Origin of the sequence: Rhizobium sp. SG570 (assembly GCF_012275345.1) — a bacterium.
Classification (GTDB): domain Bacteria; phylum Pseudomonadota; class Alphaproteobacteria; order Rhizobiales; family Rhizobiaceae; genus Rhizobium; species Rhizobium lusitanum.
Genome location: NZ_JAAZQI010000007.1, coordinates 117821 through 143792, shown reverse-complemented (window position 1 = coordinate 143792; position 25972 = coordinate 117821). Strand labels below are relative to the sequence as shown.

Genomic DNA, 25972 nt, shown 5'->3' with positions numbered 1-25972 from the left:
ACCAACCGGAACCGTTTTTTCGTAAAAAAATCGTTGGATTTTACCAGAGAAATACCGTAGCGTCGCGGTCGGTGAGGGTGGGTTTGCCGGAGTGGACATTGGAAAGAGAATCCGAAGGCGTAGATTTGCCTCGAATACCAGCTCCCAATCGATGGACGATGAAAGCGTCGGCCATCACCGTAACGCGCTTGAGTTACGACCGAGACGATCTCCCGATTGCTCCACCGAGCAAACGTGATGAAGCGGTGTCTGTCATTATCCAATTGACCGATTTCAAGATGCATCGGCTTTGGAAAAATAATGTGCTTATTTTCGAAGGCGGTCATCCGAAGGGCGCGATCGCGATCACCGATCTCAGAGACGAGTGGCAATGCCATCATCTCTCGCCATTCGATAACTTGCGATTCAACATACCCTTGTCATTTGTTCGCTCGTTCCTGGAGGATATCGGCCGTCCGCAATTCGACGGGTTCGATTGCAGGCCCGGCACGAAGGACGATGTTATTCTTGGCCTTGCTCAGGCTGTTTTGCCCTATCTGGTGCGCCGCCATCAGGCCAATCAACTATTTTTCGAGCAGATCAGTTTAGTGTTGTTGACGCATCTGACGCAGACCTATGGCAGCCAGTATTTTTCGACGAAGAAGAACGGTGTTCTTGCGCCGTGGCAAGAGAAGAGAGTACTCGAATTCCTGACCACAAACGCCTTTGCACAAGTTTCGGTCACCGATCTTGCTCAGATATGCGGCTTGTCACGCAGCTATTTCATCAGGGCTTTTAAGGAAACATTCGGCAGAACGCCGTATCGCTGGGTGATGGAGTACCGCATTTCGAAGGCGAAAGACCTCCTGCTCTCCGATCTGTCAATTCCAGAGGTGGCAGTTGCATGCGGCTTTGCCGACCAGAGCCATATGACGCGTGCTTTTTCCGATATTGCCGGCCATCCGCCTGCAACGTGGCGGCGGCAGCACCGACCGAAATCAGTTGATAAGCCATCGTAAAAATTTCTGAATACGTTCGAGGCGGCGCCTCTGAATAGGCGCGAACGCTTTTGCGCTCGAGATTTTACTGGCCCCCGCCAGCTTTTCAGTGTCGGGATCCGTGGACTCCGAAACAGTCCGAACATCCAAATCGTCCTTCTAAGCGACAAGAAGATTGTTGCGGCAGCGGGCATCATCCCCTCCGTCAACGCAATTTTGCTGAATGCCGACGCAGTTCAGCTCAACGCTTTTGAGGAAATACGATGACTGTAAATGCGACACCGACGCCGGGCTTGAAGCTTCTCACTCCGAAGGATCACACGCTGATCATGATCGATTTTCAGTCGCAGATGTCTTTTGCGACGAAAAGCATCGATGCTATCAATCTGCGGAATAACGCGGCTCTCGTTGCCCACGGCGCCAAGGGCTTTGGCGTCCCCACAATTCTGACGACGGTCGCCGAAAAGAGCTTTTCTGGCCCAATGTTCTCCGAGATCACCGATGCTTTTCCCGAGCAGAAGCTCTTCGACCGCACGTCGATGAACACCTGGGAAGACGCTGAGGTTATTAGAGAAGTCAACCGTATCGGCAAGAAGCGCATCGTCCTCTGCGGCCTGTGGACCGGCGTCTGCATCGTCGGACCTGCACTGTCGGCTATCGAACAGGGCTTCGAAGTTTTCGTACTGGCGGATGCCTGCGGAGACGTATCCGACGAAGCTCACAATCGGGCCATGGACCGTATCGTTCAGGCAGGCGCACAGCCGATGACGTCGCTTCAGTATCTGCTCGAGCTGCAGCGCGACTGGGCACGCACCGAGACCTACGACATGACCACGGGTATTGCCAAGAAGTTCGGCGGTTCCTACGGCCTCGGCATCATCTACGCCAAGACCATGTTCGGCGCCTCCGAAGCTCATTGAGCGGAGCAACCTGCCGCGACTTCCGAAAATAACGTCGTCGCGGCCAAATCCCTGCCTTGCTCCGTGGTGCGATTTTTCTGCGCCACGGTACGCCCAATCCGTTGTCACTCAAACGCAAGGAGCGAACCATGAACGCTTCACCGTCGAATCGCGCCACCGTCGTCCTCGTGCATGGGGCATGGGCAGACGCATCCAGTTGGCGATCCGTCATCTCCCGCCTGCAGAAGCAGGGTGCCTCTGTCGTTGCCGTCCAAAATCCGACGACGTCTCTATCGGCTGATGTCCAGGTCGTCCGCCATGCCTTGAACGGGATCGACGGACCCGTCGTTCTCGTCGGGCATAGCTGGGGAGGGACGGTCACTACCGAAGCGGGCAACGATCCCAAGGTGAAGGCTTTGGTCTATGTCGCCGCTTTCGCGCCGGATGTCGGCCAGTCGACGGGCGATCAGGTCGCTGCCTATCCGTCGCCTCCCGGCCTGGGGAAGATAAGTCTCGACCGTGGCGGCAGCTACATGATGAGCGTGGATGGCTGGATCAATGACGTCGCCCAGGATTTGCCCGAAGAAGAGGCGCGTGTCCTGGCTGCTGTCCAGCCGCCGCTTGGCGCTGGAACGTTTTCCGACAAGGTGACCGAGGCGGCCTGGTCCGATCGCAGGAACTGGTACGTTGTCTCGACCGAAGACCGCGCCGTCAGCGTCGAGCTTCAAAGGGCATTGGCCAAAAAGCTGAAAGCCCGCACAACAGAACTCAAAGCCAGCCATATGTCGTTGCTCTCTCAACCGGACGCGGTTGCCTCCGTCATTCTCGAGGCGGTTTCCGAGACATCCGCACGCTAGACGCCAACGCGCTAACCCCACAGGACAGATACTCGTGAAAATTTACCTTCTCTCACTCGGGGCGGGCTTGCTCGTCGGTATCGTTTATAGCCTGCTGAACGTCCGTTCGCCGGCTCCGCCCGTCATCGCCCTCGTCGGTCTCCTCGGTATCCTCGTCGGAGAGCAAATCATTCCCTTCGCCAAGACCCTGATCAACAAGGAGCCGGCCGCCGTCTCCTGGATGCATCAGATCAAGCCGCACGTGTTCGGCCACCTGCCGAAAGGCGATCGGCCCGCCGATACCACGCCTTCCGATAAGGCCTGATGCCCTTTCCAACCGAGGACGAAGACAATGGAAAATACGACCGCCGACCTCATCCTGCATCATGGCCTGATCAAGACGCTTGATCGCACAAATCCAAGTGCTAGCGCCGTTGCAATCAAGGACGGCAAGTTTCTCGCCGTCGGCCACGACGCCGAGGTCATGGCGCTGGCCGGTCCGGCGACGCGGGTGATAGACCTCAAGGGCAAGCGCGTCTTGCCGGGCCTGATCGACAACCACACGCACGTCGTTCGCGGCGGCCTGAATTTCAACATGGAACTGCGCTGGGACGGCGTGCGCTCGCTTGCCGACGCGATGAACATGCTGAAGCGGCAGGTGGCGATCACACCGCCGCCGCAATGGGTTCGCGTCGTCGGCGGCTTCACCGAGCACCAGTTTGCCGAAAAGCGCCTGCCGACCATCGACGAGATCAACGCGATCGCACCCGATACCCCGGTCTTCATCCTGCATCTTTATGATCGCGCGATCCTGAATGCCGCGGCTCTGCGTGTTGTCGGCTACACCAGGGACACGCCGAACCCGCCTGGCGGCGAGATTACGCGCGATACCAATGGCAATCCGACTGGCTTGCTGCTCGCCAAACCCAATGCCGGCATCTTATATTCCACGCTCGCCAAGGGGCCGAAGCTACCCTTCGACTATCAGGTCAACTCGACCCGTCATTTCATGCGCGAGTTGAACCGTCTCGGTGTGACCGGTGTCATCGATGCAGGCGGTGGCTTCCAGAACTATCCCGACGACTATGCCGTCATCCAGAAACTCGCCGACGAAGACCAGATGACGGTGCGGCTGGCTTACAACCTCTTCACCCAGAAGCCGAAGCAGGAGAAGGAAGATTTCCTCAACTGGACGAGCTCTGTAAAGTACAAGCAGGGCGATGACTATTTCCGCCACAACGGCGCCGGCGAGATGCTGGTCTTTTCCGCGGCCGACTTCGAGGATTTCCGTGAGCCGCGTCCCGACATGCCGCCGGAGATGGAAGGCGAACTGGAGGAGGTCGTCCGCGTTCTTGCCGAGAACCGCTGGCCCTGGCGCATGCATGCCACTTACGACGAAACCATCAGCCGTGCCCTCGACGTCTTCGAGAAAGTCAACCAGGACATCCCTCTCGAAGGTCTGAACTGGTTCTTCGACCATGCCGAGACGATCTCCGATCAGTCGATCGATCGCATTGCCGCTCTGGGCGGTGGCATCGCCGTCCAGCACCGCATGGCCTATCAGGGCGAATATTTCGTCGAACGCTATGGTCATGGCGCAGCCGAAGCAACGCCACCGATCGCCCGCATGCTGGATAAAGGCGTGAAGGTTTCTGCCGGCACCGATGCCACCCGCGTCGCCTCCTACAACCCCTGGGTGTCGCTTTCCTGGATGATCACCGGCAAGACGATTGGCGGCATGCAACTTTATCCTCGTGCCAACTGCCTCGATCGCGAGGCGGCGCTGCGAATGTGGACGGAGAACGTCACCTGGTTCTCCAACGAGGAAGGCAAGAAAGGCCGCATCGAGAAGGGCCAGTTCGCCGATCTCATCGTGCCGGACAAGGATTTCTTTGCCTGTGCCGAGGAAGAGATTTCCTTCCTCACCTCCGAACTTACCATGGTTGGCGGAAAGATCGTCTACGGCGCTGGCCCCTTCGCCGAGCTTGATGAAAACCCCGTTCCGCCCGCCATGCCCGACTGGTCGCCGGTGCGCAGCTTCAAGGGCTATGCCGCCTGGGGCGAGCCGGAGGGTGCGGGAAGAAACTCGCTGCATCGCCGCCTGATCGCCTCCTGCGGCTGCGCCAACGACTGCAACGTCCACGGTCATGCCCACGCCAATGCCTGGACGTCGAAGTTGCCGATCTCTGATCTCAAGGGCTTCTTCGGAGCCCTCGGTTGCGCGTGCTGGGCAGTATGAGGAGGAACGAGATGCACGCTCTTGAAAGCAAATTTGCTGGGATAGCGCGCCCCGTTTTCGGGGCGCCATGGATGCGCTTTGTCGCCTATCTCGGCCTCTGTGCCGCCTATCTGCAGGGGGGGCTCGACAAGCTCACCGACTTCAATAGCGCGATCGGCGAAATGAACCATTTCGGCCTGTCTCCTGCACCCGTTCTCGCGGTTCTGGTCATCATCCTTGAACTTGTCGCCTCGGCAATGATCCTCACCGGGTTCTTTCGCTGGCTGGGTGCGCTTGCGCTCGCCGCCTTTACGCTTCTGGCCACTTTCCTGGCGCTTCGCTTCTGGGAGCTACCTCCCGGAATGGAGCGCTTCATGGCGGCCAATTCTTTTTTCGAACATCTTGGTCTTGTCGGTGGCTTCCTGCTAGTAGCCTGGCTCGATCTCGGTCGGGATATCTCAATGACTATGGAGGCTTAAGACATGCTTACCCGTTATGCTTACACGATCGGACTTCTGACCGCCCTTGTCTTGATGCCGACTGGTGCCGTGCTTGCCCGGGCCACACACCCGCAGCTTGGCGTCGGTTCGCAATATGACACCTCGCATGTCTACGTCGATCCAGACAAAGTGGACAGCTTCGTCAGCAGCTTTCTTGGTACCTTTGGTGGCACCAGCACCAAGCAGGTCGTCGCCACGGTGACGCCGACACCGAGCAGCACGAGCTCGCAGCTCCTGCAGACGCCGGTCGGAACCGTGTCGCTCTTCGGCTTCAAGACGCCGATCCCTTATCCGTTCGGCTATGAGCGAACCGGATATCTGGTTACCGACATGGATCAGGCGATCGCTGCCGCCCGCGCCGCCGGTGCTTCGGTCGTTGTCGGCGTCTTCCCCGATCCGATCGGCCGCGATGTGGTTGTTCAATGGCCGGGCGGGGTCAACATGCAGCTGTATTGGCACACGAGCAAACCGGCTTATGCCGCCTTCGAGACGATTCCGGAAAACCGGGTCTATGTGTCTCCGGATGTCGTCAGCAATTTCGTCAAGGCATTCCTTGCTTTCTCTCAAGGCAAGGTCGTCTCGGACGACAAGAAAGCCTCGGGCATCGAAATCGGCCGCCCCGACGACACGTTCCGCCGTATTCGCATCGAGTCTGTTTTCGGCAAGATGACCGTGCTTGTCACGGACGGGCATCTGCCGTTCCCCTACGGTCATGAGACGACGGGATACCAAGTATCGGATCTCGCAGCGACGCTCGACAAGGCCAAGGCGAACGGAGCGACGGTCCTGGTCAATGCCTACAGCTCCGACAAGCGCCAGGCCGCGATGGTCGAATTCCCGGGCGGCTATGTTGCCGAGATTCATTCGCTTTCATCGCAGTAATCTTTAAAGGGGATCGTCACGATCCCGGTGCATCTCGGTTTCGGAGTTTGATATGCGCGCGCAATGCGTCTTGATCTTGATTGCGGCGGCTGCCTCGTGCGTGTCGTCGGCAGCGTCCGCTGCCGACAAGCCGGAAAAGCAGAAGCGCCCTTCGATCCAATCCAATCGCTGGCAGGAGAATTGGTCGGTGCTGGTAGATCCGACGCTCAGAACGGCACCGCTTGATGCACTCAAATATGTTCCGCTGTCGGGAAGCCAGTCTGGAACCTATGTTTCGTTCGGGGCCAACCTGCGCGAACGTTTCGAGAGCAATCGCTCGCCGGCCTTTGGAATAGGCGGTGTCGAGCGCGACAATTATGTCATTCAGCGTGCACAGTTCCACATCGACCTGCATCTTTTTGACGATTGGCAGGTCTTCACGCAGTTCGAAGACGATCGCGCCTTTGGCAAGAAGGACATCGGTCCGGCTGATGCCGACAAGGTAGATCTTCGTCTCGCGTTCGTCAGCTACTCTCATACATTCGACGCAGGAACCTTCAAGGCCCGGGTCGGCAGGCAGGACTTCGCGTTCGATCTGCAGCGTTTCGTCTCGTCGCGTGACGGCCCAAACGTCCGCCAATCCTTCGATGCGGTGTGGGCCGATTGGGAGTCGGACCCCTGGCGCTTCATCGGCTTCGTCAGCCAGCCCGTGCAATACAGGAATGAGAGGCCGTTCGACGACACGTCCAATGGCGATTTCCGTTTCAGCACCCTACGCATCGAGCGTCAGGTGTTCGACGGCAACGAGTTGAGCGCCTATTATTCGCTCTACCAGCGCCGGAATGCGCATTATCTCGACGCTTCAGGCGATGAGGATCGGCACATAGTCGATGCCCGCTTTGCCGGCAACCACAGCGCGGTCGACTGGGATATTGAAGGCATGGGGCAGTTCGGTACCGTCGGCGACAAGGACATAAGAGCTTGGGCATTCGGCGCCCGCGGCGGCTATACCTTTGAAGATGTTGCTTGGACGCCCCGCATAGGCCTCCAGTTCGATATCGCCTCCGGCGACCGTCATCCCGGCGATAACACCGTCGGCACATTCAATCCGCTGTTTCCAAACGGCTATTACTTCTCGCTTGCCGGTTACACAGGCTATGCCAACCTCATTCACCTCAAGCCTTCGGTCACCGTGAAGCCGAACGACAAACTGACGCTTACCGGCGCGGTCGGGTTGCTATGGCGGCAAACGACGGCAGACGCGATCTATGTCCAGCCCAGCCAGCCGCTGCTCGGAACCGCCGGTCGAGGCGGCGCTTGGACGGGAGCCTACGGGCAGATCAGGCTGGACTACACGTTCACGGCCAACCTTACCGGTGCGATCGAAGCGGTTCACTATGACATCGGCAATGCCATCCGCCATGCCGGCGGCCGCGACGGCAACTATCTCGGAGCGCAGCTGAGTTTCGCCTGGTGACACTGGGTCGAGGGGTTGAGAAAAGTCGTGAATGCCAAGCCCTCGTCACCTTAGCTTCGTCCAAACAACGCGACTATCAGACAAGAGCGGGGCGCTCTTCACAGGCTACTTCATGGGTGTGTAATCGAAGAGGAACGCCTATGTCTCACGACCCGGAAGTGATGATGTTTTCCCGCCGGCAGACACTACTTGCCGGTGCAACGCTTTCCGCCGCAATGGTGATGCCATCGCTCGCCCTTTCCAAAACCAACTCCGCACAGAAAGAAGGACTTCCGCCAATGACCACCAGTTTCATCGAAACGAAAGACGGCGTGCAGATCTACTACAAGGACTGGGGTCCGAAGGACGCCCAGCCGATCCATTTCCACCACGGCTGGCCGCTCTCCTCCGACGACTGGGACACCCAGATGATCTACTTCCTGCAGCACGGCTTCCGTGTCGTTGCACACGACCGCCGCGGCCACGGCCGTTCGTCGCAGGTCGCAGAAGGCCATGACATGGATCACTACGCTGCCGACGCCTCCGCCGTAGTCGAGCACCTGAACCTGAAGAATGCCGTTCATATCGGCCACTCCACCGGCGGCGGCGAGGTTGCCCGCTACGTCGCGAAGTTCGGTCAGCCGCAGGGGCGTGTCGCCAAGGCTGTTCTCGTCAGCGCGGTTCCGCCGCTGATGCTGAAGACTGAATCCAATCCGGGCGGCCTGCCGATGGAAGTCTTCGATGGCATCCGCAAAGGCGTCGCAGAAAACCGCGCACAGCTCTTCGTCGATTTCCCCACAGGTCCGTTCTACGGTTTCAACCGTGAAGGCGCCAAGATCTATCCCGGCGTGATCCAGAATTGGTGGCGCCAGGGCATGATGGGCAGCGTCAAGGCCCACTATGACGGCATCAAGGCCTTCTCCGAAACCGATCAGACCGAGGACCTCAAGAAGATCACCGTGCCGACGCTCGTGATGCATGGCGATGACGACCAGGTCGTTCCGATCGCCGACTCCGGTGAGCTTTCCGTCAAGCTCGTCAAGAACGGTACGCTCAAGGTCTACAAGGGTTATCCGCACGGCATGCTGACCACTCATGCAGACGTCATCAACCCCGATTTGCTCGCCTTTATCAAGGCCTGACGGTCTGAAGCCGGCCTGCGGCTACGCCTTTGCGCAGCCGCAGGTCTCCCGATCGAAGCACTGCTCAGAGCGCCAGATCACAGGCTGGATTTCCAACAGGGCTCAGTTAATGAAAAAAATCCCTCTTCCCCTTCTCCTCAGCTTCAATGGCGGCTATGTCGACACTGTCGGCTTTCTGGCGCTTGGCGGATTGTTTACCGCCCACGTAACCGGCAATTTCGTGACCTTGGGCGCATCGATAGCGCTGGGCACGGGTGGCGTGCTGTCAAAGCTTCTCGCTCTTCCTGTCTTTTGTGTCGTCGTCTTTGCATCTCGGATAATCGGAATTGTGTTGAGCCGAAGCGGGCGGCCAGTGCTGCGGTCCCTGCTTTTGGGCAAGCTGGTTCTGCTTCTCGCCGCATTTGCCGTCGCCCTAATCTATGGGCCGTTCAACGATCCAAACAGCCCGGCAGCCTTCGCAATGGGCATGGTCCTCGTCGCCGCCATGGCGGTGCAAAACGGCATCCATCGGGCTCACCTCCCAAAGTCTCCGCCTTCGACCCTCATGACCGGAACGACGACGCAGATCATGCTCGATCTTGCAGACATCGCCGCAGGGGGCAAATCGGAGAACACGACGGTTGCTTATTCGCGTCTCAAGCGGATGGTTCTGGCAGTCATCATTTTTGCGCTGGGCTGTGGGGCGGGAGCACTGGCATACGTCCTCGCCCCCATATGGTGCTTTGTCGTCCCCGCCATTCTCGCCATCTGTGCTCCCCTTGCCCAGATTGAAACGCCAGAGGGCGATTAACTCGTCTCTGATTGGCCCTGAGCATATCGAGCGATGTTCCGGCAAATGCGGGGGCGGCAAAATCCGACTCGCGTCAATTCCGGGAAGTCGCTTTCAAAGCGACTTCCACCCATCTCGTCAAAGGGGCTTGAAATGTCTGATCGTCAAATGTCGGATTCCAGCTACACCCATGTCATTGACGTCGGAATCGAGAATGTCGATATAGCCGAGTGGCTGTTCAGCCTGCCCGATGCGGAATATCAGCGTTGCTCCCCCGACCATATTGCCGCCGGCGCCACCTGGGCGGATGATGGCCGTCGGATGTCGATTAATGTCGAAACAATCGGCGGTAGCCTGGTGATCCAGCACTAGATTGCCGAGGTTGCCCGGCCGGACTATTGCAAGATGGTCTCCCTTTCGGACGTCATGACCGCTTACGGTCGGACCAAGGTGCAGGTCATTTGGGAATTGAGCGCCAAGGCGATCGACGCCGGTCGTTGCGAATACACCAACCATGTACGGGCATTCGCCACGGACGAATTTCTTGCATTCTGCGAGAAGAACAACATCAATTTCGCCGACGCCGCGAAAACCCGCCAGGAAGCATCGTCGGCGCACAATAAAGGCGAGACGCCGCTGTTTGCGGAGAGCATTGCGAGGCGTGCAAGGGAAAAGCATGATGTCGCAGCCTAGGGATTTCCCTGCGCCGAACTACGCGGGTTATCTCTCAGCAGCCCCTCCAGCGTTGGTAGCGATGGAGGGACGGCTTTTTCACTTAACTTTCACGACCCGGCGGCGCTGATGATCTCATCAACAATCGAACCTCATTGGTAACGGGGCGTTCAATCATATTCGATCCATTTCGCTATCCGCAGTTCGCCGTTTTGATGTGGGCGCATGTTCAAGTCTGAATGCGGATATTCAAGACGTTCGGATCGGGCGAAAGGATGATTGGTGAACGGATCGAAATTTGAAAAAGGACGTCTGAATGGTCGAAAAGAAGAGGATCGCCGATGCCCATGTTCGCAACGGTATTGCGAGCCTGCCGGAAATGGAAGACCTTTCGCTCGAGGTTCCCGTTACGAAGACATCGACCGAAGACAACGGTCTGGACGGAGCGCTTCCCGAGGGCGACGCGCCGGCCTCTGGCCGATTGGACTGATGTTGCAGCCATGTCGATGGACCCGTAGCCAGCCCTGAAGGCATCGGTCATGCCGTCGCTGAATGCGGCAGCTGGAAGAGATGGCGGATGCGGTTGGCCAATGTTTGCGCATGCTGCGCATGCATGTCGCCGACGCCCTGAAGACGCCTTTCCTGCTCAAGGCGATCGGCAAGCGTCAAGCCGATATCTTCCGCAAGAGCCGGACGGTCCCGCAAGATTTCGCAAAGCTGATCTCGGCCTATCTGACGGGTGACGACCGGTGTGAGCGCGACGATGCGGCCGGGCTCCTCCGCCCCGATCAACAGACCGCGCTCGCCGAAGAAATCGCCAGGCGAAAGCCGATTGAGCTCGATGTCCCCTCCATCCTCCTGCCGCACCACCATCACCACGCCGCTCTCGACGAGCATCAATGCAGACGAGCGTTCCCCCTGAGACAGGATCTCGGCACTCTTTGCATAGGTTCGCCGAACGGCCGCGTTCGAGAGGGTTTCGCGCTCCTTTTCGGTCAGTGCCAAAAACAACGGCAGCGTCTTGATGAGTTGCGACGACGTCTCGGGCGGTGCCTCTGATGCCGTCGCGAGCTGCAAGAGGGAGGGTGCAACGAGCGTGTTGTCACTGGCAAGCGCTATCCCCGCCGCCTGTGCGTGCCGGAACACCAGATCATAGATCTCATTCTTTGCGGTGAGTGTCTCAGATATGCTGCCGAGACGAAACGCCAGTTCAAATTCTATGGCCTCCTTGCTGAGGTTGACGATCGAAACCGTCGGTGCTGGAGCGCGCAAAATATGGTTGCTTGCCAACATGACCGTATCGAGCAATTGCGCCATGGCTGCTGGCGGTCGTGTCGGCGCAAGCCTGATCGACAGCGTAATCCCATGGGTTTCGTCGGGACTGTTGAGATTGACCAGTTGCGATTTTGCTAGCGCGCTGTTCGGGATGACCACGAGGTCGTTTGCCGCGTTGGACAGATGGGTGGCTCGCCAATTGGTCTCGATCACGCGACCTTGGACCCCGTTTTCGAGAATGATCCAGTGACCGACGCTATATGGGCGTCCGAGGTTGAGTGCGATGCCGGAAAAGACATCGGATAGCGAGCTTTGCAGCGCAAAGCCGAGGACGATCGCGAAGGCCCCCGATGTTGCGATCAGCGTGCCAACCGGCACGCTGAACACATAGGCCACCACGGAAAGGACTGCCCCCACATAGATGATCCCGGCGATCAAGTCCTGGACGAATCGGGCTTCGCGGGGGCGACGCTCGAAGATCAGGAATAATCTGATGCAACTGACGAGCATCATCGCGCCACCGAGCCACCAGATCGTCTTTGCGAGACCATAAAACAGCCGGTGCCACAAATCGGAAGCGTTGACCACCGCCGAATAGGGCGCAACCCCATTCGCCAAAAGAACAGCAGTCAGGGTTGCGAAGAAAGCGACATCGACGGCGAAGCGTACCGCCTTGTGCCGTGGCAGGGCAGAATGCGCCACTGTCAGCATGGCGACGAGAAACACAAATTGTACAATGGGATCAGATAGATATTGCATGGCGCGTTCCAGACTGCAGCCCACCAGCGGTAGACCATTGCCTAGGCGATGTCTTGGCGATTCCAATTGAATTTGGCGCCCCATTGTTCAGTAATAGTGAACAATTCATAGCTTCTGTAGCCAATTTCAATCTCGATCGAATTCGCCGACATCTGGTTCATGGAAACACAGGAGTTTGGCAAATGAACAAACCAATGACATTTCACAGCTTCAAGCATGGTCTCTTCGATGTCACGGTGCTGTCCGACGGACCGATCGTGCTCGACGGAGAAATTTTTGCGCCCCAAGCGACCGATGGTGAACGAGAGGAAATCGTCGCCCGGCTTGCCGGAGCCGATAACGTCGCCGAGGCGCAGTCCAACATTCCCCTGATCATCGCGGCAAACGATGTCATTCTTGTCGATGTCGGTGCGGGGTCGCTTTTTCAGCCGGGCGGGGGGCAACTCGAAGGCAATCTGAACTCCGTTGGTGTAAAGGCAGGGGATGTTACAAAGATCATCCTCTCGCATGCCCATCCCGATCATATATGGGGCATGATACGTGAGGACGGAACGCTGCGTTTCTCCAACGCGCGCTATTACATCACGCGCTCGGAATGGGAATTCTGGATGGGAGAAGAGGCAAGCGCCTTGCCAGAGGCAATTCAGCCTTTTGTCACCGGCGCTCGTCGCGACCTTCAAGCCATCGCGGATCGCGTGACATTCGTCGAAGATGGCGACGAGATCATACCCGGTCTCAGGGTTCTCTCGACGCCTGGCCACACGGCGGGACACATCTCGCTCGTGCTGGACGGCGACGTGCCGTTGATCATCACCGTCGATGCGACCGCCAGCCAGATCGTCTCCGTTGAGCATCCCGACTGGAGCTTCGGCTTTGACATGCATCCCGAAACGGCGAGAACCACGCGCCGCGCATTGCTGGAACGAGCCGCACGAGACAGTGCCATTCTTCTTGGCTACCACTGGACCTATCCCGGTGTCGGAAGTGTCAGCAAGGAGGGCGAGACCTTCAAATTCAGTCCTATGACGGAGGCACGATCATGAGGCGTAAGGTTCTCGGAAGAAAGGCGAGCTTCCTGACGGCTGCGGCGGTCGTCGCTCATACGATCTGGACCAGTGCCGCTCCTGCCCTGACGTATCCGCTCTATGCGCAGGAATGGCATCTGACGACCTTCACGACCACGGCGATCTTCGCCGTCTATCCGGTCTTTGTCGTCCTCATGCTCGTAGTCTTCGGCAATGTGTCGGACTATATCGGGCGCAGGGAGGCAATGCTGCTAGGTCTTGCGGCGTCGCTGACGGGCACGATCATGTTTGCGCTTGCGCCGGATGTGGACCGGATCTTCATCGGCAGGGCCTTCATGGGCGTCGGCGTGGGTCTGTCCGCTGGGCCGTCTGCTGCAGCGGTGGTCGAGTTCAGCGCGCCCGGCCGGACCGCCCAGGCCGGTAGTGCGACGGCAGCCGCCCAGGCGTTTGGCATGATCGGCGCAGCTCTGGCCGGCGGCGCATTGATCGAATATGCGCCTCTGCCGACGCGATTGAATTTCGTTGTCCTGACTGCGGTTCTTGTCGTCGTTATGGCTGCAACCTGGATGCTGCCGAACCATACGGCGTCGCGGCCAGCCGGCCGCTGGCGGCCGAGGTTGCCTTCCATCCCAAACGGCGTATTTGCGACGTTCGTGACGGCAACGGCCGCCGTGACGGCCTCTTATGTGCTCGGAGCCATGACGCTTTCTCTTGGCGCGCAGGTGGCGCGGGATATCATTGCGTCGCAGAATGCGCTCGTCAACGGCGGCACGATCGCTCTATTTGCGATTTCCTCCGCCATTGCCACCTTTCCGGCGCGAGGTGCCAAGCCTGGCAGGGTCATGCTCGCGGGTAGTGTTATCGCCATCGTTTCCTCGGGATTGCTGGCGCTCGCCGGGGCCCTGCACTCGCTGGTCTTCTATACAATTGCCCAGATCGGCAGCGGGATGGCCTACAGCCTGCTCCTTCTTGGGGGGCTTTCGTTGGTCAACGCCGCAGCTCCCGTGACGCATAGAGGCGCAACGCTCTCGGCGCTGTTCCTCGTTGCTTATCTGGCCCAGGCCGTCGTCGCCCTGTTGCTGGGTAAGATCGCGACCTGGGCGAGCCTCTCGTTCGCGGTGGATATCGGGGTGGCGACCGTCGCAGTGCTGGCATTGGTGACGCTCCTTCTCGACGCCGTCAGAAGTGCCGTCGCTAGCCGCAGCACCCGTGGGGCCCGCGGACACTGACCCCTTTCGCATAGGTGCAATGCAGAGCGGACCGTAAGGCGCGCCCTGCCATTGTTCTTGGACAGGGGAAGGGTTTGAGGATCAATCGATTTATCCAAAACGCCGGGCGTCGCGACAAGACACGGCAGAGGCCGAGGCCGATGAATGAAATAAAAGCAACGTTTACCAGAGCGAACCGCCCTCATGAAATTTTCGAAGCGATATCTGGCAATCGGAGCCGCGTTCGTGTCGGCTGCGATCGTTACCGGACTCGGACTGGCGGCATGGCTCGTCTACGAGCCGCCAATTGCCAAAATCCGCCGCCCGTCGGCATCAAACTTCGATCGCAACCTTGTGGTCAGGGGCGAGCAGCTTGTCACCGTCGGTGATTGCATCGTCTGTCACACCGCGCCGAACGGCGCTCCCTTCGCTGGCGCGCGCGCCCTGCCGACGCCCTTTGGGACGCTTTTTTCGAACAACATCACTCCTGACGAGAAGACGGGGATCGGCACCTGGTCGCTTGCTGCCTTCAGCCGCGCGATGAGGCAGGGCGTCGCTCGGGACGGAAGCCATCTCTATCCGGCCTTGCCCTACGAGCATTTTACCCATGTGAGCGACGAGGACCTCGAAGCCATCTATGCGTTTCTGATGACCCGCCAGCCGGTCGCGCGGCAGGCGCCGGAAAACCAATTGCTTCCGGGCCTTGGGTTTCGGCCGTTACTGGCCGGCTGGAAGCTGCTCTTCCTGAGGCAGACGGAATTCCAGCCTCTGGCGAGCGAAAGCGCCAGTTGGAACCGCGGCAAGTATCTGGTGGACGGCCTTGCCCATTGTGGCGGCTGCCATACGCCGCGCAATCTCGCCGGCGGCGAGGAGAGCGGACGGGAATTCGCCGGCGGCGTGGCGGAGGGCTGGAATGCGCCCGCGTTGGACGAGACAAACCCTTCCGCCGCCAGATGGAACGTTGCCTCCCTTTTCGCATATCTCAAGAGGGGGTCCGATAGCGGCCATGGCGCGGCAGGCGGACCGATGGGGCCGGTAGTCGAAGGGCTCTCCCGCCTCAACGACGCGGATGTCGAGGCGATCGCCGTCTATATCGATTCCCGGATGCATCCCGCTCCGATATCCGGTGAGCGGGCGGTTGATGCGGAACCCGCCATGGATAACCGTTCCGCTGCTGCTGCGGCGCATCCTGATGCCGATCTTCTTTTTGATGGCGCATGCTCAGGCTGTCATGCGCCGCGTGCGCCGATGAACCTCAACGGGCGACAGCTGCTTTCATTTACGACCGACCTGAAGGCCGACGATCCGAGAAACTCCGTGCAGGCATTGCTGCAGGGTATCGCGGCGCCTGGGGAAAAGGGAGCGTACATGCCGTCCTTTTCCGGCACCGTGACCGATCGGCAGCTAGCGGACCTGCTCGCCTATGCTCGCGCCCGCTTCACCGACAAGCCGGCATGGCGGGACCTGGAAGCGACCGTTGCCGACATTCGCAAGGAGAACGCGGAATGACCATCTCGATCAATGTCAATGGCAAGGACCACGTCGTGGAAGCCGAGCCGGATACGCCGCTTCTCTACGTGCTGCGCGACGATCTGGAGCTGAACGGCGCCAAATACGGATGTGGCCTCGGACAATGCGGCGCCTGCACGGTGCATATTGACGGCAAACCCATTTTTTCCTGCCTGACGCCCGTTGGCCTCCTTGACGGCAGGAAGGTGCGGACCATCGAGGGACTGGGCTCGGTCGAGAAGCCAAACATTGTCCAGAAGGCGTTCCAGGACGAACAGGCTGCCCAGTGCGGCTATTGCATCGCCGGCATGATCATGCGTGCGCAGGCTCTTCTCGACCGAAATCCTTCGCCGAGCGAGGAGCAAATTCGCGTGCACATGCAGCCCAATCTCTGCCGTTGTGGAACGCATGCACGAATATTGAGGGCGGTACATCGGGCGAGCCGTGAGATCTCCTCTGCCACTATGGACGGAGGTGCGCAATGAACGCCAGGCAGAACACGGGGTTGACCCGGCGCTCCTTTCTCGGTGCGAGCGGCATCGCAGTTGCATTTGCGCTTACTCGGCCGGCATTTGGGCAGCTTGCTGGCGGGGGCGAAGGAGGTGCTGGTCCGGAAGTCGTCGCTCCCGGACTTCCAGGAAGCCTGAAGTCGTGGCCGTATCTCGACTCCTGGATCCAGCTCGATAGTAAGGGACATGCGACTGTCTTCACCGGCAAGGCTGAACTTGGCCAGGGCATCAGGACCGCACTGTTGCAGGTTGCTGCGGAAGAGCTCGATCTGCCACCCGCGTCGGTAGCGCTCGTAACGGTCGATACGGCGAGAACGCCCGATGAGGGGCTGACCGCGGGTAGCCATTCGATGCAAGATAGCGGCACCGCGATCCGCAACGCATCGGCCAATGTCCGTATGCTGCTTCTGCAAATGGCAGCGGAGCGATTGCAGGTCGAAGCCGGACAATTGTCCACGAGCGGCGACGGCAGCATCCTCGCGCCCGATGGTCGCAGCGTCTCATACGGCGAGGTCGCGGCTACGCTCTCACTTCATGTCGAGGCGATCGCCGACGCGCCGTTGCGGAAGAAGGCCCAGTTCCGCACGATGGGCACGAACCTTCCTCGGCTCGATATTCCCGCCAAGACAACCGGTGGGCAGGCATTTATTCACGACATGCGGCTGCCGGGCATGCTGCATGCTCGCATGCTGCGCGGGCCGAGCGAACGGACGCGTTTGAAGCTGCCGCCAGCCGCCGAAATCGAAGCAATGCCAAAGGTCTTCAAGTTCGTCCAGAACGGCGATTTCGCCGCTGTCGTCACTGAGAGGGAATGGGACGCGATCAAGTTGATGCGAAAGCTCCAGGCGTCCGACTATGAGCCAGCCGGGGCGCCGTTCCCGACAGGCGATGTGACCGACACGTTGAAGGCGCTTCCGGCCCGCGACATCGTCATCCTCGATGTGGCCCATCCCGTTGCCGCGCCCGTCAAGACGGTATCGGCGCGCTACACGCGCAGATGGATCAGTCACGGTTCCATCGGCCCCTCGTGTGCGATCGCCTTGTTCAAGGACGATCTCCTGACAATTTGGACCCATAGCCAGGGTACCTATGACGTGCGCCGCGTCGCTTCGGAGTTGCTCGGACGGCCGATCGGCAAAATCCGCGCGATCCACGTGGAGGGTGCAGGCTGCTATGGTCAGAACGGCGCGGACGATGTCGCCGCCGAGGCTGCCTATATCGCCATGTCCGTTCCCGGCCGGCCGGTCCGTCTGCAATGGATGCGGGAGCAGGAGTTCGGATGGGAGCCGCTCGGTCCAGGCATGGTCACGGAGGTCGATGCCGGCCTGGATGCCTCCAACCGCATCGTGGCGTGGAAATACGATGTCTGGAGCAATCCCCATAATAACCGCCCGGTCGGCGCCGGCGGTGTGCTCATCGGCAACGAGGTCGTGCCCGGATTTCCGCAGCCGGAGGGCAAACCGATCCCGATGCCGGAGGGAGACGGAAGCCGCAACTCCAACCCGCTTTACGATCTGCCGAACATGAATGTGCTTTATCACTTCATCAAGGACATGCCGATCAGGGTCTCGGCGTTGCGTTCGCTGGGGGCGCATCTCAACGTCTTCTCGATCGAAAGCATGTTCGATGAGCTGGCGCTTGCCGGCAATATCGATCCTCTTGAGCTGCGGATGAATCATATGGCCGATATTCGCGCACGGCAGGTCATGCAAACCGCGACCGATGCCTTCGGGTGGCGCAAACGGCAGAAGAGGGGACCTTTCCACGGTTTCGGCATGGCCTTCGCACGATACAAGAATCTGGGCGCCTACTGCGCGGTCTGCCTGGAAATCAGCGTCGACCAGAATACCGGCCGCATCACCGTCCACCGAGTGCAGGCAGCCGCCGACTGCGGCGAGGTCGTCAGTCCGAACGGTGTTCAGAACCAGATCGAGGGTGCCATCATCCAATCCCTCAGTTGGTGCACGCGCGAGGAGGTGACGAATAACGAAACGATTCGTACGAGCTTCGACTGGAGCGCCTATCCGATCCTGCGTTTCCTCGATATCCCGGAAAAGATCGATGTGATCGTCGAAGAACAGCCGGGTCAACCGTTTCTGGGCGTGGCCGAATGCGGGCAGGGACCGACCTCGGCGGCACTTGCCAATGCGTTGGCTGACGCGACCGGCATACGCTTCCGGGACATGCCCATGACGCCGGAAAGGGTGAGGACGGCGATCGTCACTCTGTAGTTCCTTCAATACCGGCCTCCGCCAGCGCGGTACGCAAAGCTGCAATGAAGACACGGACCTTCGGCAGCACCAAACGTGTCGTCGGATAGACGGCCCAGATGTTGATCGGCTCTGGTTGTGCGCCTGGAAAATCGATCGGCACCAGGCGGCCGGCTTTGATGTCGTCGGCGGCATACCAGGTCGACAACAGGGCAATACCGGCTCCGCCAAGGCATGCCGTGTAACAGCCTGCGATGCTGCTGCAAGAAAAGCGTCCATTCAGTCTGGCATGCCGCTCATCGCCGTGTTCCCGGAAGGTCCAGTGGGTGGCGCCGGCAAGCGGCAGGCAATCGTGATTGGCGAGGTCGTCGAGAGACAATGGCACGCCGCGACGGGCAAGGTAGCGGGGGCTGGCGACGATGACCCGAGGATTGTCCGCGAGCTTGCGGGCGATAAGGCTGCTGTCCCTGAGACGGGCGATCCGGATTGCGAGGTCCGTTCCGGTCGTCACGAGATCGGGCAGGCTGTCGGTCATATCGACGGAGATTCTGAGATCAGGATTGTCTTCCAGGAGCCGTGGCACGATCGGCATGATGAACTTCAAGCCGAATGAAATTGGCACGGACATGCGCAGCAGCCCCGAGGCGCTTTCCGTTCCGGAATGCAGGAGCGCCATCGCCGCCGCCTCGTTATCGACGAGAGCCTGGGCGAACGGCAGGAAGCTTTCGCCCTCCGGCGTCAACGAGAGCGATCGCGTGGTGCGATGTAGCAGCCTCACGCCGAGCTCAGCTTCCAGCCCGGCCAGTCTGCGGGTCGCGACCATGGGGGTGACGCCAAGGCGCCGGGCCGCGGCGGCGAGGCTGCCGCTGGAAACCGCGGAGGTGAAGACCAGAACGTCATTCGTGTCCATTATATCGAAAACCGTTACACAGGCCAATCATTCAAGATGACTAAAACGTTTTTCGATAAAAAGCTAGATATCTGCATACTTCTTCAGCCAGAAAGGCAAGGACCATGGACACGATAAGTCAACACCGGCCGGCAGGTTCAAAACAGCTTTCGAAGCCGGCCCTATTCGCGATGGCAGCAGCCAGTGGCATCGCCGTGGCGAATATCTATTATAACCAGCCAATGCTCGGGATCATCGAAAACGAGTTCCAGCACCAGCCAATCACGGGCTTCATCCCGACAGCTACTCAACTGGGCTATGCGCTGGGTCTATTCTTCCTGCTCCCGCTCGGCGACCTCGTACACCGGCGCAAGTTGATCATCGGCCAGTTCATCGTTCTTGCCGTGGCTCTCGCGCTTGCGGCCATCGCGCCTTCGGCCTGGTCGCTCGTCGCGGCGTCACTCGTTGTTGGCGCCAGCTCCACGGTCGCCCAGCAAATCGTTCCCTTCGCCGCCTCGCTCGCCTCCCCCGACAGGCGCGGATCCACGATCGGCACTGTCATGGCCGGCGTCCTGTCCGGAATTCTGTTCAGCAGGACCCTGTCCGGATTCGTTGGCGAGCATGCGGGCTGGCGTCAGATGTTCTGGATCGGCGTGCCGTTGGCGCTTGCCGCGGCGGCTCTCATGTTTTTTGCGCTGCCTCACCACCGGCCAACATCCCGGATGGCCTATCATAATGCCATCAAGTCCCTTGCCCATCTGTGGAGGCGGGAACGCGCGCTGCGCACGGCGGCGCTGATGCAGGCCGCGCTCTTCGGCTCCTTTACGGCCTTCTGGACGATTCTTGCACTCTACCTGGCAACACCGCGTTTCCATCTCGGCGCAGACGTGGCTGGTCTCTTCGGCATCGTTGGCGCGGCCGGTATCTTTGCGGCGCCGCTTGCCGGTAAGATCGCCGACCGTCGCGGACCCGATTTCGTCGTCTGGATGGGCGCCTTGCTCACTCTGGTCGCTTGGGTCATCTTCGGTCTTTGGGCTTCGCTTACGGCACTCGTGATTGGCGTGGTCATTCTTGATTTCGGCATCCAGAGTGCGCTCGTATCGAACCAGCATATCGTCTATGCGCTTGATGCCGACGCTCGCAGCCGTCTGAACACGATCTTCATGACCGCGATGTTCCTTGGTGGGGCGGTCGGTGCTGCCCTGGCGACCGCTGCCTGGAGTTATGCCGGCTGGTTCGGCGTCAGTGCTCTCGGCGCCCTGCTTGCTCTTCTCGCCTTGGTGGTTCGCGCCGCTGGACATCGTACCCGTTCGACAACCGCCGCTCAGGCTCGATAGGAGAATATCATGAAGCGGTTGCGTATTCGGATCGTCGGAGGATCGCTTGCCGGCTTGTTCGCCGGCATCCTCCTCCAGCGCGATGGCCACGACGTCAGAATTTACGAACGCTCTTCGTCCGGTCTTGCCGGGCGGGGAGCAGGGCTCGTCGGCCAACGGGATCTTTTCCGTATCCTGCGTGTGATTGGATGCGAACAGGTAGCTCGCGTCGGCGTGGTCGCCGACGAGCGGATCTACTTCAACCGGGATGGAAGCATTGCCGAACGTCTCGCGACGCCGCAAATGCAGATTTCCTGGGATTTTCTGTATTCGACCGTCGCATCACATATGACCGCCGATAGCTATATGATCGGACATCCCATAGACAGCGTGGTCGAGAGCCCTGAGGGTGCGCAGATCATTTTCGCCGATGGCGGGCGTGAGGAAGCTGATTTGGTCATAGGCGCCGATGGACTTGGTTCGGTCGTTCGCCCTCTTCTGAACCGGGACGCAAGCAATCGTTTCGCCGGTTACGTCGCCTGGCGCGGTCTCGTTCCCGAGACAGCATTGCCACAAGAGGCCGCGATCCTGCTGGGCCGTTTTGCCTTCTATATCACCGGCGGGATCCACGTGCTTGGCTATCTGGTGCCTGGCCCACATGGCGAAACCGGGCGCGGCGAGCGCAGGTACAACTGGGTCTGGTATCGACCAGTGGCGGGGAACGATCTGCGGACGGAATTCACCGCCGCGGATGGCCGGATATTTGATTATTCGCTCCCGCGCGGTGCCCTGTCCGACGGGCGCCTGCAAATCCTGCAAAAGGATGCTCTTTCGATGCTGCCGCCGCAGCTTGCCATGGCGGTCGAAGCGGAACCCCAGCCCTCCATCCAGGGCATCTTCGATTTCGAAGCTGCGAAGATGGTATCTGCCCATATGGCCTTGGTCGGCGACGCGGCCTTTGTCGTTCGGCCGCACACGGCCATGGGTGTCTCGAAGGCCGCGGGCGATGTCCTCGCACTTCGAGAGGCCTTGATGGGCTCAGATGATCTGCCGGAAGCACTGGCTCGATACGAGCAAGAGCGCCTGCCTGTGGGCAAATATATCGCGGATTATGGCCGCCAGCTAGGCGCCTCCGCCCTTTGAATCAAACGCGCCAACTCTGAGCACGTCCTGGAAAGAGACCGCCTGTTGTTTGCCGTTTTGATCCCTTGGAATGCTGCAGCTCCCGCCGACATAGGCCAAAGGCGAAACGTCCATGGAGCATAGAAACAGACAATACTCATCGGCTGGCCTCTCCTACAATAACCGCATGCCTTGGCATCAACCCATGGAATGACGATGAAAGAAGAAAGCGCACCGATGCATCTGACTTATCACATTGGACGGCATGACGGCGGCTGGGCCTATCGACTTGGCGACGTCTGGTCCGAGCCATATGCCAGCCACTCCGACGCGCGAGCCGCGGCCCATCGTGCTGCCCGCAGGCAACAACTCGAGGGCCGGGACGCCGAGATCCTCTTTCAATCCGAGGATGGCTCCTGGCACCGGGAACATGTCGAAGCAGGGGATCGTCCGGAAGTCGGTGTGGCCGATGAGTAGCATGCGGCGGGTGAGGGATATGTTCCCTCACCGGATGCACCCGAACGGACGGGCTTAGCAGTACGACTCCGCCAATTGGCGCCTCAGATCCCGGTTCTGAACAAACGGCGACGCTGCGCAAGTTTGCACAGCGCAACGAACCGACATGTCCTCTTGCACAAGGAGAAACGTATGAAACGTAGACTTTTCCTCGGCGGTCCCGATGGGCGATCGCGATGGGCCGCGCGCCGGGCCTTGAACGCGGGTTTTCTTGTTGCCTGCTCGATTTTTACGGCAATGTTGTTTACCGGACACGCTCTTGCCGCAGCCCCTCAAGTTGGTACCCAGGCGCCCGGCTTCTATCGCATGATGCTCGGCAACTTCGAAATCACGGCCCTGTCCGACGGCACGCATCCTTTCCCGGTCCACAAGGTTTTCACGAAGTCGTCGTTGGCCGATGGGCAGAGTGTGCCGCTCGATCAATCATCACCGGGAGAAGCAGATGCACTGCTTGCCGAAAGCAAGCTTTCAGTTCCTGTTGCGGGATCGATCAACGCGTTTCTGATCAACACCGGATCGAAACTCATCCTGATCGATAGCGGTGCAGGGAGCCTTTATGGTGACTGTTGCGGCCATCTCATCGCGAATATGCGGGCAGCCGGTTACGCTCCGGAGCAGGTCGATGAAATCTATTTGACCCATTTGCACGCCGATCATGTCGGGGGCATTGCGCCCAATGGGAAAATGGCGTTTCCAAACGCCGTGGTAAGGGTAAGCCAAGCCGATGCCGACTACTGGCTCAAGGACGCCAACGAGGCTGCGGCACCGAGCCTGTTGAAATCGATGTTCGAAGGCGACAAGGCGTCCTTGAAGCCCTATATCGACGCCGGGCGTTTCAAGCCGTTTTTCTACGGCGACGAGCTGGCACCTGGTATCAAGCCTATCGCCGGCCCCGGCCATACCCCTGGTCACAGTTTCTTTGAGGTTGAAAGCAACGGCGCGAAGCTCTTGCTGTGGGGGGATGTCGTCCACGTCGCTCCGATGCAGTTTCCCGACCCGGCGATAACGGTTGCCTATGACAGCGACGCCGGTATGGCCGAAAGCGTGCGGCTCGCCGTCTTCGCGGACGCGGCGCAAAAGGGTTACTGGATTGGCGCGGCGCATATCTCCTTTCCCGGACTTGGGCATGTCAGCGCGAAGGATGGGCATTTCTTTTGGGTTCCCGCCAACTACGACGCAGCGCCTGGAACAGGAAACTGAACGTATCTCGTCCAGCATGAAGCTCAGAAAATCTGCGCGCGGGCTCTTCAAGCGAGGCAGGATGTTGTAGGCCTACAACATCCTGCCTTTTACCTGGGGGTCTGATTTTTCTGGGCACCCTTGCGGCCTCTTCCGCGTGTTCCAATTCCCCAGCAATAATACTTTGGTATGGTCTGTTAGCACGCACGTGTACCGGAACCGGATCAGTGTACGATTCCGCGAAGATAGCATCGGTCTCAAAATGGACCCCATGAAAGAATTCAGGGTTACTTGGAGATAGACAATGCCTGCAACCGCTGCTGTTCCCGCCCGCGATACGTCCCCCATCGCTTTCAAGAATGTCACGACGGAAACTGCAGAAGAGGTATCCTCGCTTCTTCTTTGCGCGATCCGCTGTGTCGAAAATGACGAGACAATCGCCATCGATCTCATGAAGCAGGCTTCCAATTTGCTGAAGCCTTTCTCCGTTCATGCCGAGCCGATAGAGCGCCAGAGGAGCAGTTCGGGAGGCCTTGCTCCCTGGCAGATCAATCGCGTGAAGAGTTACATCGAAGATCGCATATCCTTTCCCATTGCGCTCGATGAACTTGCCGAGGTTGCCAAGCTTAGCACGAGTTACTTCTCGGCAGCATTTAAGGTCACCTTCGGTATTTCACCCCATAATTACGTCGTTGAACGGAGGGTGGAATTTGCCAAGTATCGAATGCTGAACAGTGACGCTCCTCTGTGCGAAATCGCACTCGATTGCGGATTGGCTGATCAAGCTCATCTCTCGCGAATTTTCCGTCGCGTTACGGGGACGACCCCCAGTGCCTGGCGTCGATATATGGCGACCCCCGGCAGCCGATCAGCTGCCGCCTGAAGAGCGAATTATGTCGACTGAGGCTAATTTGATGCGAATCAAGGGCGAAATGAATGGACGAGCTATGGAACCTTTGCTTTCTTACCTTGTGATTGCCTCGCTACCGGGCAGTCGGGAACTTATGACTAGATGAATTAAGGATACGAATGTCCCGCGATGCTTAGCCGAGAGGCATCCTAGATCGACGCACATGAAACAAACTGAGATGCCGCCAACCGCACTTATTGGAATCGTCGATGATGACGCAGAGTTCTTGGCCGCTTTGAGCAGCCTGGTTCGCTCGTTTGGGTGCAAGGTTGAGAGCTTCAGTTCCGCCGAACGATTTATCAACCGAGCGAACCTCTTGGACTTTGCCTGCGTCATAAGCGACATCAACATGCCCGAGATGAATGGCCTTGAGCTGACGAGTATTCTCCGACGCACCCACACGGATCACCAATTGCCGATCATTCTGATGACCGGGCGTGATGCGCCGGAATTGGAGGGGAAGGCTCACAATTTCGGTGCCTGCGTCGTTGTTGCCAAACCATTTGGCTTTGATGAGTTGGCCACGAGCCTAAAGCAAATTGGGGTCTTGCCCCAATGATGCTGGCTCATTTCTCGTTTAATTTGAGTGCTTCCGACATCTTAATGAGGTCGGCCAGAGTACGGGCATTCATCTTGCGCATCGCGGACCCGCGGTGGATTTTTACCGTAACTTCGCTGAGGGATAGCCGGCCGGCTATCTGCTTGTTCATAAACCCCGATGCAACGAGTGTCATCACTTCCTTTTCGCGCACGCTGAGCTCCTCATAGCGGGCCCTCAGAGAGGAAACTTCCAATTCCCTGGACCTTTTTTGGCGATCGATTTCCAAGGCCCGAGAGACGGCGTCTAACAAATCCTGGTCTCGAAACGGCTTGGGAAGGAAATCGACGGCTCCGGCCTTCATCGCCCGAACCGTCATTGGAATATCGCCAAAACCAGTCATGAAGATCAGCGGGATGGACTTTTCGCTCATTATGAGTTGGTCTTGGAAATCGAGCCCGCTGAAGCCGGGAAGGCGAACATCGACCAGTGCACAACGCGGGCCATCCGAGGTCGTGAAAACAGCGAAATCCGGAACTGTCTCGTGAAGCACGGTTTTCAAGCCGACGGACCGAAGTAAGCTATCAAGCGAAAGACGTAGATCCAGGTCATCATCAATGACATGCACAATGGGTGTCGAATTCATATTCATATCAAAACCGAATTGAGATGCAGGT

25 protein-coding genes and 1 pseudogene are annotated in these 25972 nt (G+C 59.0%); 23 read left to right on the top strand and 3 right to left on the bottom strand.

The window, feature by feature from the left end; all coding sequences use genetic code 11:
* The first annotated feature begins 98 nt into the window (after nt 1–98).
* From FHT28_RS16105 to FHT28_RS16050, 12 genes and pseudogenes are all read left to right on the top strand, one after another.
* Nucleotides 99–998: an AraC family transcriptional regulator gene (locus FHT28_RS16105; RefSeq protein WP_234903995.1), complete on the top strand. Its 900-nt coding sequence runs from the start codon at nt 99–101 to the stop codon at nt 996–998.
* A 242-nt stretch (nt 999–1240) separates the two neighbouring features.
* The gene (locus tag FHT28_RS16100) at nt 1241–1897 is read left to right on the top strand and encodes a hydrolase (RefSeq protein ID WP_168596729.1); all 657 of its coding nucleotides are present in this window, start codon (nt 1241–1243) and stop codon (nt 1895–1897) included.
* Between the two features lie 128 nt (nt 1898–2025).
* Nucleotides 2026–2733, top strand: coding sequence for an alpha/beta hydrolase (locus tag FHT28_RS16095; RefSeq protein WP_168596728.1), 708 nt, complete (start codon nt 2026–2028; stop codon nt 2731–2733).
* A 34-nt stretch (nt 2734–2767) separates the two neighbouring features.
* On the top strand, nt 2768–3037 hold the full coding sequence (locus tag FHT28_RS16090) for a XapX domain-containing protein (RefSeq protein ID WP_037198727.1): 270 nt from the start codon (nt 2768–2770) through the stop codon (nt 3035–3037).
* A 27-nt stretch (nt 3038–3064) separates the two neighbouring features.
* The gene (locus tag FHT28_RS16085; protein WP_037198725.1) at nt 3065–4951 is read left to right on the top strand and encodes an amidohydrolase; all 1887 of its coding nucleotides are present in this window, start codon (nt 3065–3067) and stop codon (nt 4949–4951) included.
* Between the two features lie 11 nt (nt 4952–4962).
* Nucleotides 4963–5409 carry a DoxX family protein gene (locus FHT28_RS16080; RefSeq protein ID WP_080760561.1) on the top strand — a complete coding sequence of 149 codons (447 nt, stop codon included), beginning with the start codon at nt 4963–4965 and terminating at the stop codon, nt 5407–5409.
* 54 nt (nt 5410–5463) lie between these two features.
* The gene (locus FHT28_RS16075; protein WP_112442403.1) at nt 5464–6312 is read left to right on the top strand and encodes a glyoxalase; all 849 of its coding nucleotides are present in this window, start codon (nt 5464–5466) and stop codon (nt 6310–6312) included.
* 52 nt (nt 6313–6364) lie between these two features.
* Entirely contained in the window at nt 6365–7768 is a 1404-nt protein-coding gene (locus FHT28_RS16070; protein WP_112442294.1) for an alginate export family protein, read from the top strand.
* Nucleotides 7769–7908: 140 nt separating this feature from the next.
* Complete coding sequence (locus FHT28_RS16065; RefSeq protein WP_037198721.1) at nt 7909–8889, top strand: alpha/beta hydrolase; 981 nt, start codon at nt 7909–7911, stop codon at nt 8887–8889.
* Between the two features lie 109 nt (nt 8890–8998).
* The gene (locus tag FHT28_RS16060) at nt 8999–9679 is read left to right on the top strand and encodes a YoaK family protein (protein ID WP_168596727.1); all 681 of its coding nucleotides are present in this window, start codon (nt 8999–9001) and stop codon (nt 9677–9679) included.
* A 132-nt stretch (nt 9680–9811) separates the two neighbouring features.
* A pseudogene (locus FHT28_RS16055) lies at nt 9812–10351 on the top strand (hypothetical protein).
* Nucleotides 10352–10646: 295 nt separating this feature from the next.
* On the top strand, nt 10647–10820 hold the full coding sequence (locus FHT28_RS16050; RefSeq protein WP_168596726.1) for a hypothetical protein: 174 nt from the start codon (nt 10647–10649) through the stop codon (nt 10818–10820).
* A 47-nt stretch (nt 10821–10867) separates the two neighbouring features.
* Here FHT28_RS16050 and FHT28_RS16045 read toward each other — a convergent pair whose 3' ends face one another.
* On the bottom strand, nt 10868–12364 hold the full coding sequence (locus FHT28_RS16045) for a mechanosensitive ion channel family protein (protein ID WP_210255770.1): 1497 nt from the start codon (nt 12362–12364) through the stop codon (nt 10868–10870).
* A 182-nt stretch (nt 12365–12546) separates the two neighbouring features.
* On the opposite strand from FHT28_RS16045, the gene FHT28_RS16040 reads away from it, so the two are divergent.
* From FHT28_RS16040 to FHT28_RS16020, 5 genes are all read left to right on the top strand, one after another.
* Entirely contained in the window at nt 12547–13407 is an 861-nt protein-coding gene (locus FHT28_RS16040; protein ID WP_168596724.1) for an MBL fold metallo-hydrolase, read from the top strand.
* Complete coding sequence (locus FHT28_RS16035; RefSeq protein WP_168596723.1) at nt 13404–14618, top strand: MFS transporter; 1215 nt, start codon at nt 13404–13406, stop codon at nt 14616–14618. The genes FHT28_RS16040 and FHT28_RS16035 overlap by 4 nt, the downstream gene beginning before the upstream one ends.
* Before the next feature lie 183 nt (nt 14619–14801).
* Nucleotides 14802–16106 carry a c-type cytochrome gene (locus FHT28_RS16030; RefSeq protein ID WP_168596722.1) on the top strand — a complete coding sequence of 435 codons (1305 nt, stop codon included), beginning with the start codon at nt 14802–14804 and terminating at the stop codon, nt 16104–16106.
* Complete coding sequence (locus FHT28_RS16025) at nt 16103–16591, top strand: (2Fe-2S)-binding protein (protein ID WP_037198713.1); 489 nt, start codon at nt 16103–16105, stop codon at nt 16589–16591. The genes FHT28_RS16030 and FHT28_RS16025 overlap by 4 nt, the downstream gene beginning before the upstream one ends.
* Nucleotides 16588–18846, top strand: coding sequence for a molybdopterin cofactor-binding domain-containing protein (locus FHT28_RS16020; RefSeq protein ID WP_047557435.1), 2259 nt, complete (start codon nt 16588–16590; stop codon nt 18844–18846). Before FHT28_RS16025 ends, FHT28_RS16020 begins: the two co-directional genes overlap by 4 nt.
* Here the strand turns inward: FHT28_RS16020 and FHT28_RS16015 are convergent.
* Nucleotides 18836–19735 carry a LysR family transcriptional regulator gene (locus FHT28_RS16015; RefSeq protein WP_168596721.1) on the bottom strand — a complete coding sequence of 300 codons (900 nt, stop codon included), beginning with the start codon at nt 19733–19735 and terminating at the stop codon, nt 18836–18838. The genes FHT28_RS16020 and FHT28_RS16015 overlap by 11 nt on opposite strands.
* A 104-nt stretch (nt 19736–19839) precedes the next feature.
* Between FHT28_RS16015 and FHT28_RS16010 the strand changes: the two genes are divergently transcribed.
* The 6 genes from FHT28_RS16010 (at nt 19840) to FHT28_RS15985 (ending at nt 25316) form a co-directional block, all read left to right on the top strand.
* Nucleotides 19840–21051, top strand: coding sequence for an MFS transporter (locus FHT28_RS16010; protein ID WP_052212296.1), 1212 nt, complete (start codon nt 19840–19842; stop codon nt 21049–21051).
* Between the two features lie 9 nt (nt 21052–21060).
* Nucleotides 21061–22173, top strand: a complete 1113-nt coding sequence (locus FHT28_RS16005; RefSeq protein WP_168596720.1) for an FAD-dependent monooxygenase — start codon at nt 21061–21063, stop codon at nt 22171–22173.
* A gap of 216 nt (nt 22174–22389) precedes the next feature.
* On the top strand, nt 22390–22629 hold the full coding sequence (locus tag FHT28_RS16000; RefSeq protein WP_037198775.1) for a DUF2188 domain-containing protein: 240 nt from the start codon (nt 22390–22392) through the stop codon (nt 22627–22629).
* 171 nt (nt 22630–22800) lie between these two features.
* Entirely contained in the window at nt 22801–23868 is a 1068-nt protein-coding gene (locus FHT28_RS15995; RefSeq protein WP_168596719.1) for an MBL fold metallo-hydrolase, read from the top strand.
* Between the two features lie 283 nt (nt 23869–24151).
* Complete coding sequence (locus FHT28_RS15990) at nt 24152–24730, top strand: AraC family transcriptional regulator (RefSeq protein WP_168596718.1); 579 nt, start codon at nt 24152–24154, stop codon at nt 24728–24730.
* Between the two features lie 190 nt (nt 24731–24920).
* Nucleotides 24921–25316, top strand: coding sequence for a response regulator (locus FHT28_RS15985; protein WP_168596717.1), 396 nt, complete (start codon nt 24921–24923; stop codon nt 25314–25316).
* A gap of 7 nt (nt 25317–25323) precedes the next feature.
* On the opposite strand, the gene FHT28_RS15980 is transcribed toward FHT28_RS15985, so the two are convergent.
* Complete coding sequence (locus tag FHT28_RS15980) at nt 25324–25941, bottom strand: response regulator (RefSeq protein WP_051963925.1); 618 nt, start codon at nt 25939–25941, stop codon at nt 25324–25326.
* Between the last annotated feature and the right edge of the window lie 31 nt (nt 25942–25972).

Excerpts from the sequence above, each read along its gene's own strand:
- FHT28_RS16100 (WP_168596729.1), top strand. The coding sequence starts at position 1,241 with ATGACTGTAAATGCGACACCGACGCCGGGCTTGAAGCTTCTCACTCCG.
- FHT28_RS16095 (WP_168596728.1), top strand. The coding sequence starts at position 2,026 with ATGAACGCTTCACCGTCGAATCGCGCCACCGTCGTCCTCGTGCATGGG.
- FHT28_RS16085 (WP_037198725.1), top strand. The coding sequence starts at position 3,065 with ATGGAAAATACGACCGCCGACCTCATCCTGCATCATGGCCTGATCAAG.
- FHT28_RS16080 (WP_080760561.1), top strand. The coding sequence starts at position 4,963 with ATGCACGCTCTTGAAAGCAAATTTGCTGGGATAGCGCGCCCCGTTTTC.
- FHT28_RS16075 (WP_112442403.1), top strand. The coding sequence starts at position 5,464 with ATGCCGACTGGTGCCGTGCTTGCCCGGGCCACACACCCGCAGCTTGGC.
- FHT28_RS16070 (WP_112442294.1), top strand. The coding sequence starts at position 6,365 with ATGCGCGCGCAATGCGTCTTGATCTTGATTGCGGCGGCTGCCTCGTGC.
- FHT28_RS16065 (WP_037198721.1), top strand. The coding sequence starts at position 7,909 with ATGTCTCACGACCCGGAAGTGATGATGTTTTCCCGCCGGCAGACACTA.
- FHT28_RS16060 (WP_168596727.1), top strand. The coding sequence starts at position 8,999 with ATGAAAAAAATCCCTCTTCCCCTTCTCCTCAGCTTCAATGGCGGCTAT.
- FHT28_RS16050 (WP_168596726.1), top strand. The coding sequence starts at position 10,647 with ATGGTCGAAAAGAAGAGGATCGCCGATGCCCATGTTCGCAACGGTATT.
- FHT28_RS16045 (WP_210255770.1), bottom strand. The coding sequence starts at position 12,364 with ATGCAATATCTATCTGATCCCATTGTACAATTTGTGTTTCTCGTCGCC.
- FHT28_RS16040 (WP_168596724.1), top strand. The coding sequence starts at position 12,547 with ATGAACAAACCAATGACATTTCACAGCTTCAAGCATGGTCTCTTCGAT.
- FHT28_RS16035 (WP_168596723.1), top strand. The coding sequence starts at position 13,404 with ATGAGGCGTAAGGTTCTCGGAAGAAAGGCGAGCTTCCTGACGGCTGCG.
- FHT28_RS16030 (WP_168596722.1), top strand. The coding sequence starts at position 14,802 with ATGAAATTTTCGAAGCGATATCTGGCAATCGGAGCCGCGTTCGTGTCG.
- FHT28_RS16025 (WP_037198713.1), top strand. The coding sequence starts at position 16,103 with ATGACCATCTCGATCAATGTCAATGGCAAGGACCACGTCGTGGAAGCC.
- FHT28_RS16020 (WP_047557435.1), top strand. The coding sequence starts at position 16,588 with ATGAACGCCAGGCAGAACACGGGGTTGACCCGGCGCTCCTTTCTCGGT.
- FHT28_RS16015 (WP_168596721.1), bottom strand. The coding sequence starts at position 19,735 with ATGGACACGAATGACGTTCTGGTCTTCACCTCCGCGGTTTCCAGCGGC.
- FHT28_RS16010 (WP_052212296.1), top strand. The coding sequence starts at position 19,840 with ATGGACACGATAAGTCAACACCGGCCGGCAGGTTCAAAACAGCTTTCG.
- FHT28_RS16005 (WP_168596720.1), top strand. The coding sequence starts at position 21,061 with ATGAAGCGGTTGCGTATTCGGATCGTCGGAGGATCGCTTGCCGGCTTG.
- FHT28_RS16000 (WP_037198775.1), top strand. The coding sequence starts at position 22,390 with ATGCATCTGACTTATCACATTGGACGGCATGACGGCGGCTGGGCCTAT.
- FHT28_RS15995 (WP_168596719.1), top strand. The coding sequence starts at position 22,801 with ATGAAACGTAGACTTTTCCTCGGCGGTCCCGATGGGCGATCGCGATGG.
- FHT28_RS15990 (WP_168596718.1), top strand. The coding sequence starts at position 24,152 with ATGCCTGCAACCGCTGCTGTTCCCGCCCGCGATACGTCCCCCATCGCT.
- FHT28_RS15985 (WP_168596717.1), top strand. The coding sequence starts at position 24,921 with ATGAAACAAACTGAGATGCCGCCAACCGCACTTATTGGAATCGTCGAT.
- FHT28_RS15980 (WP_051963925.1), bottom strand. The coding sequence starts at position 25,941 with ATGAATTCGACACCCATTGTGCATGTCATTGATGATGACCTGGATCTA.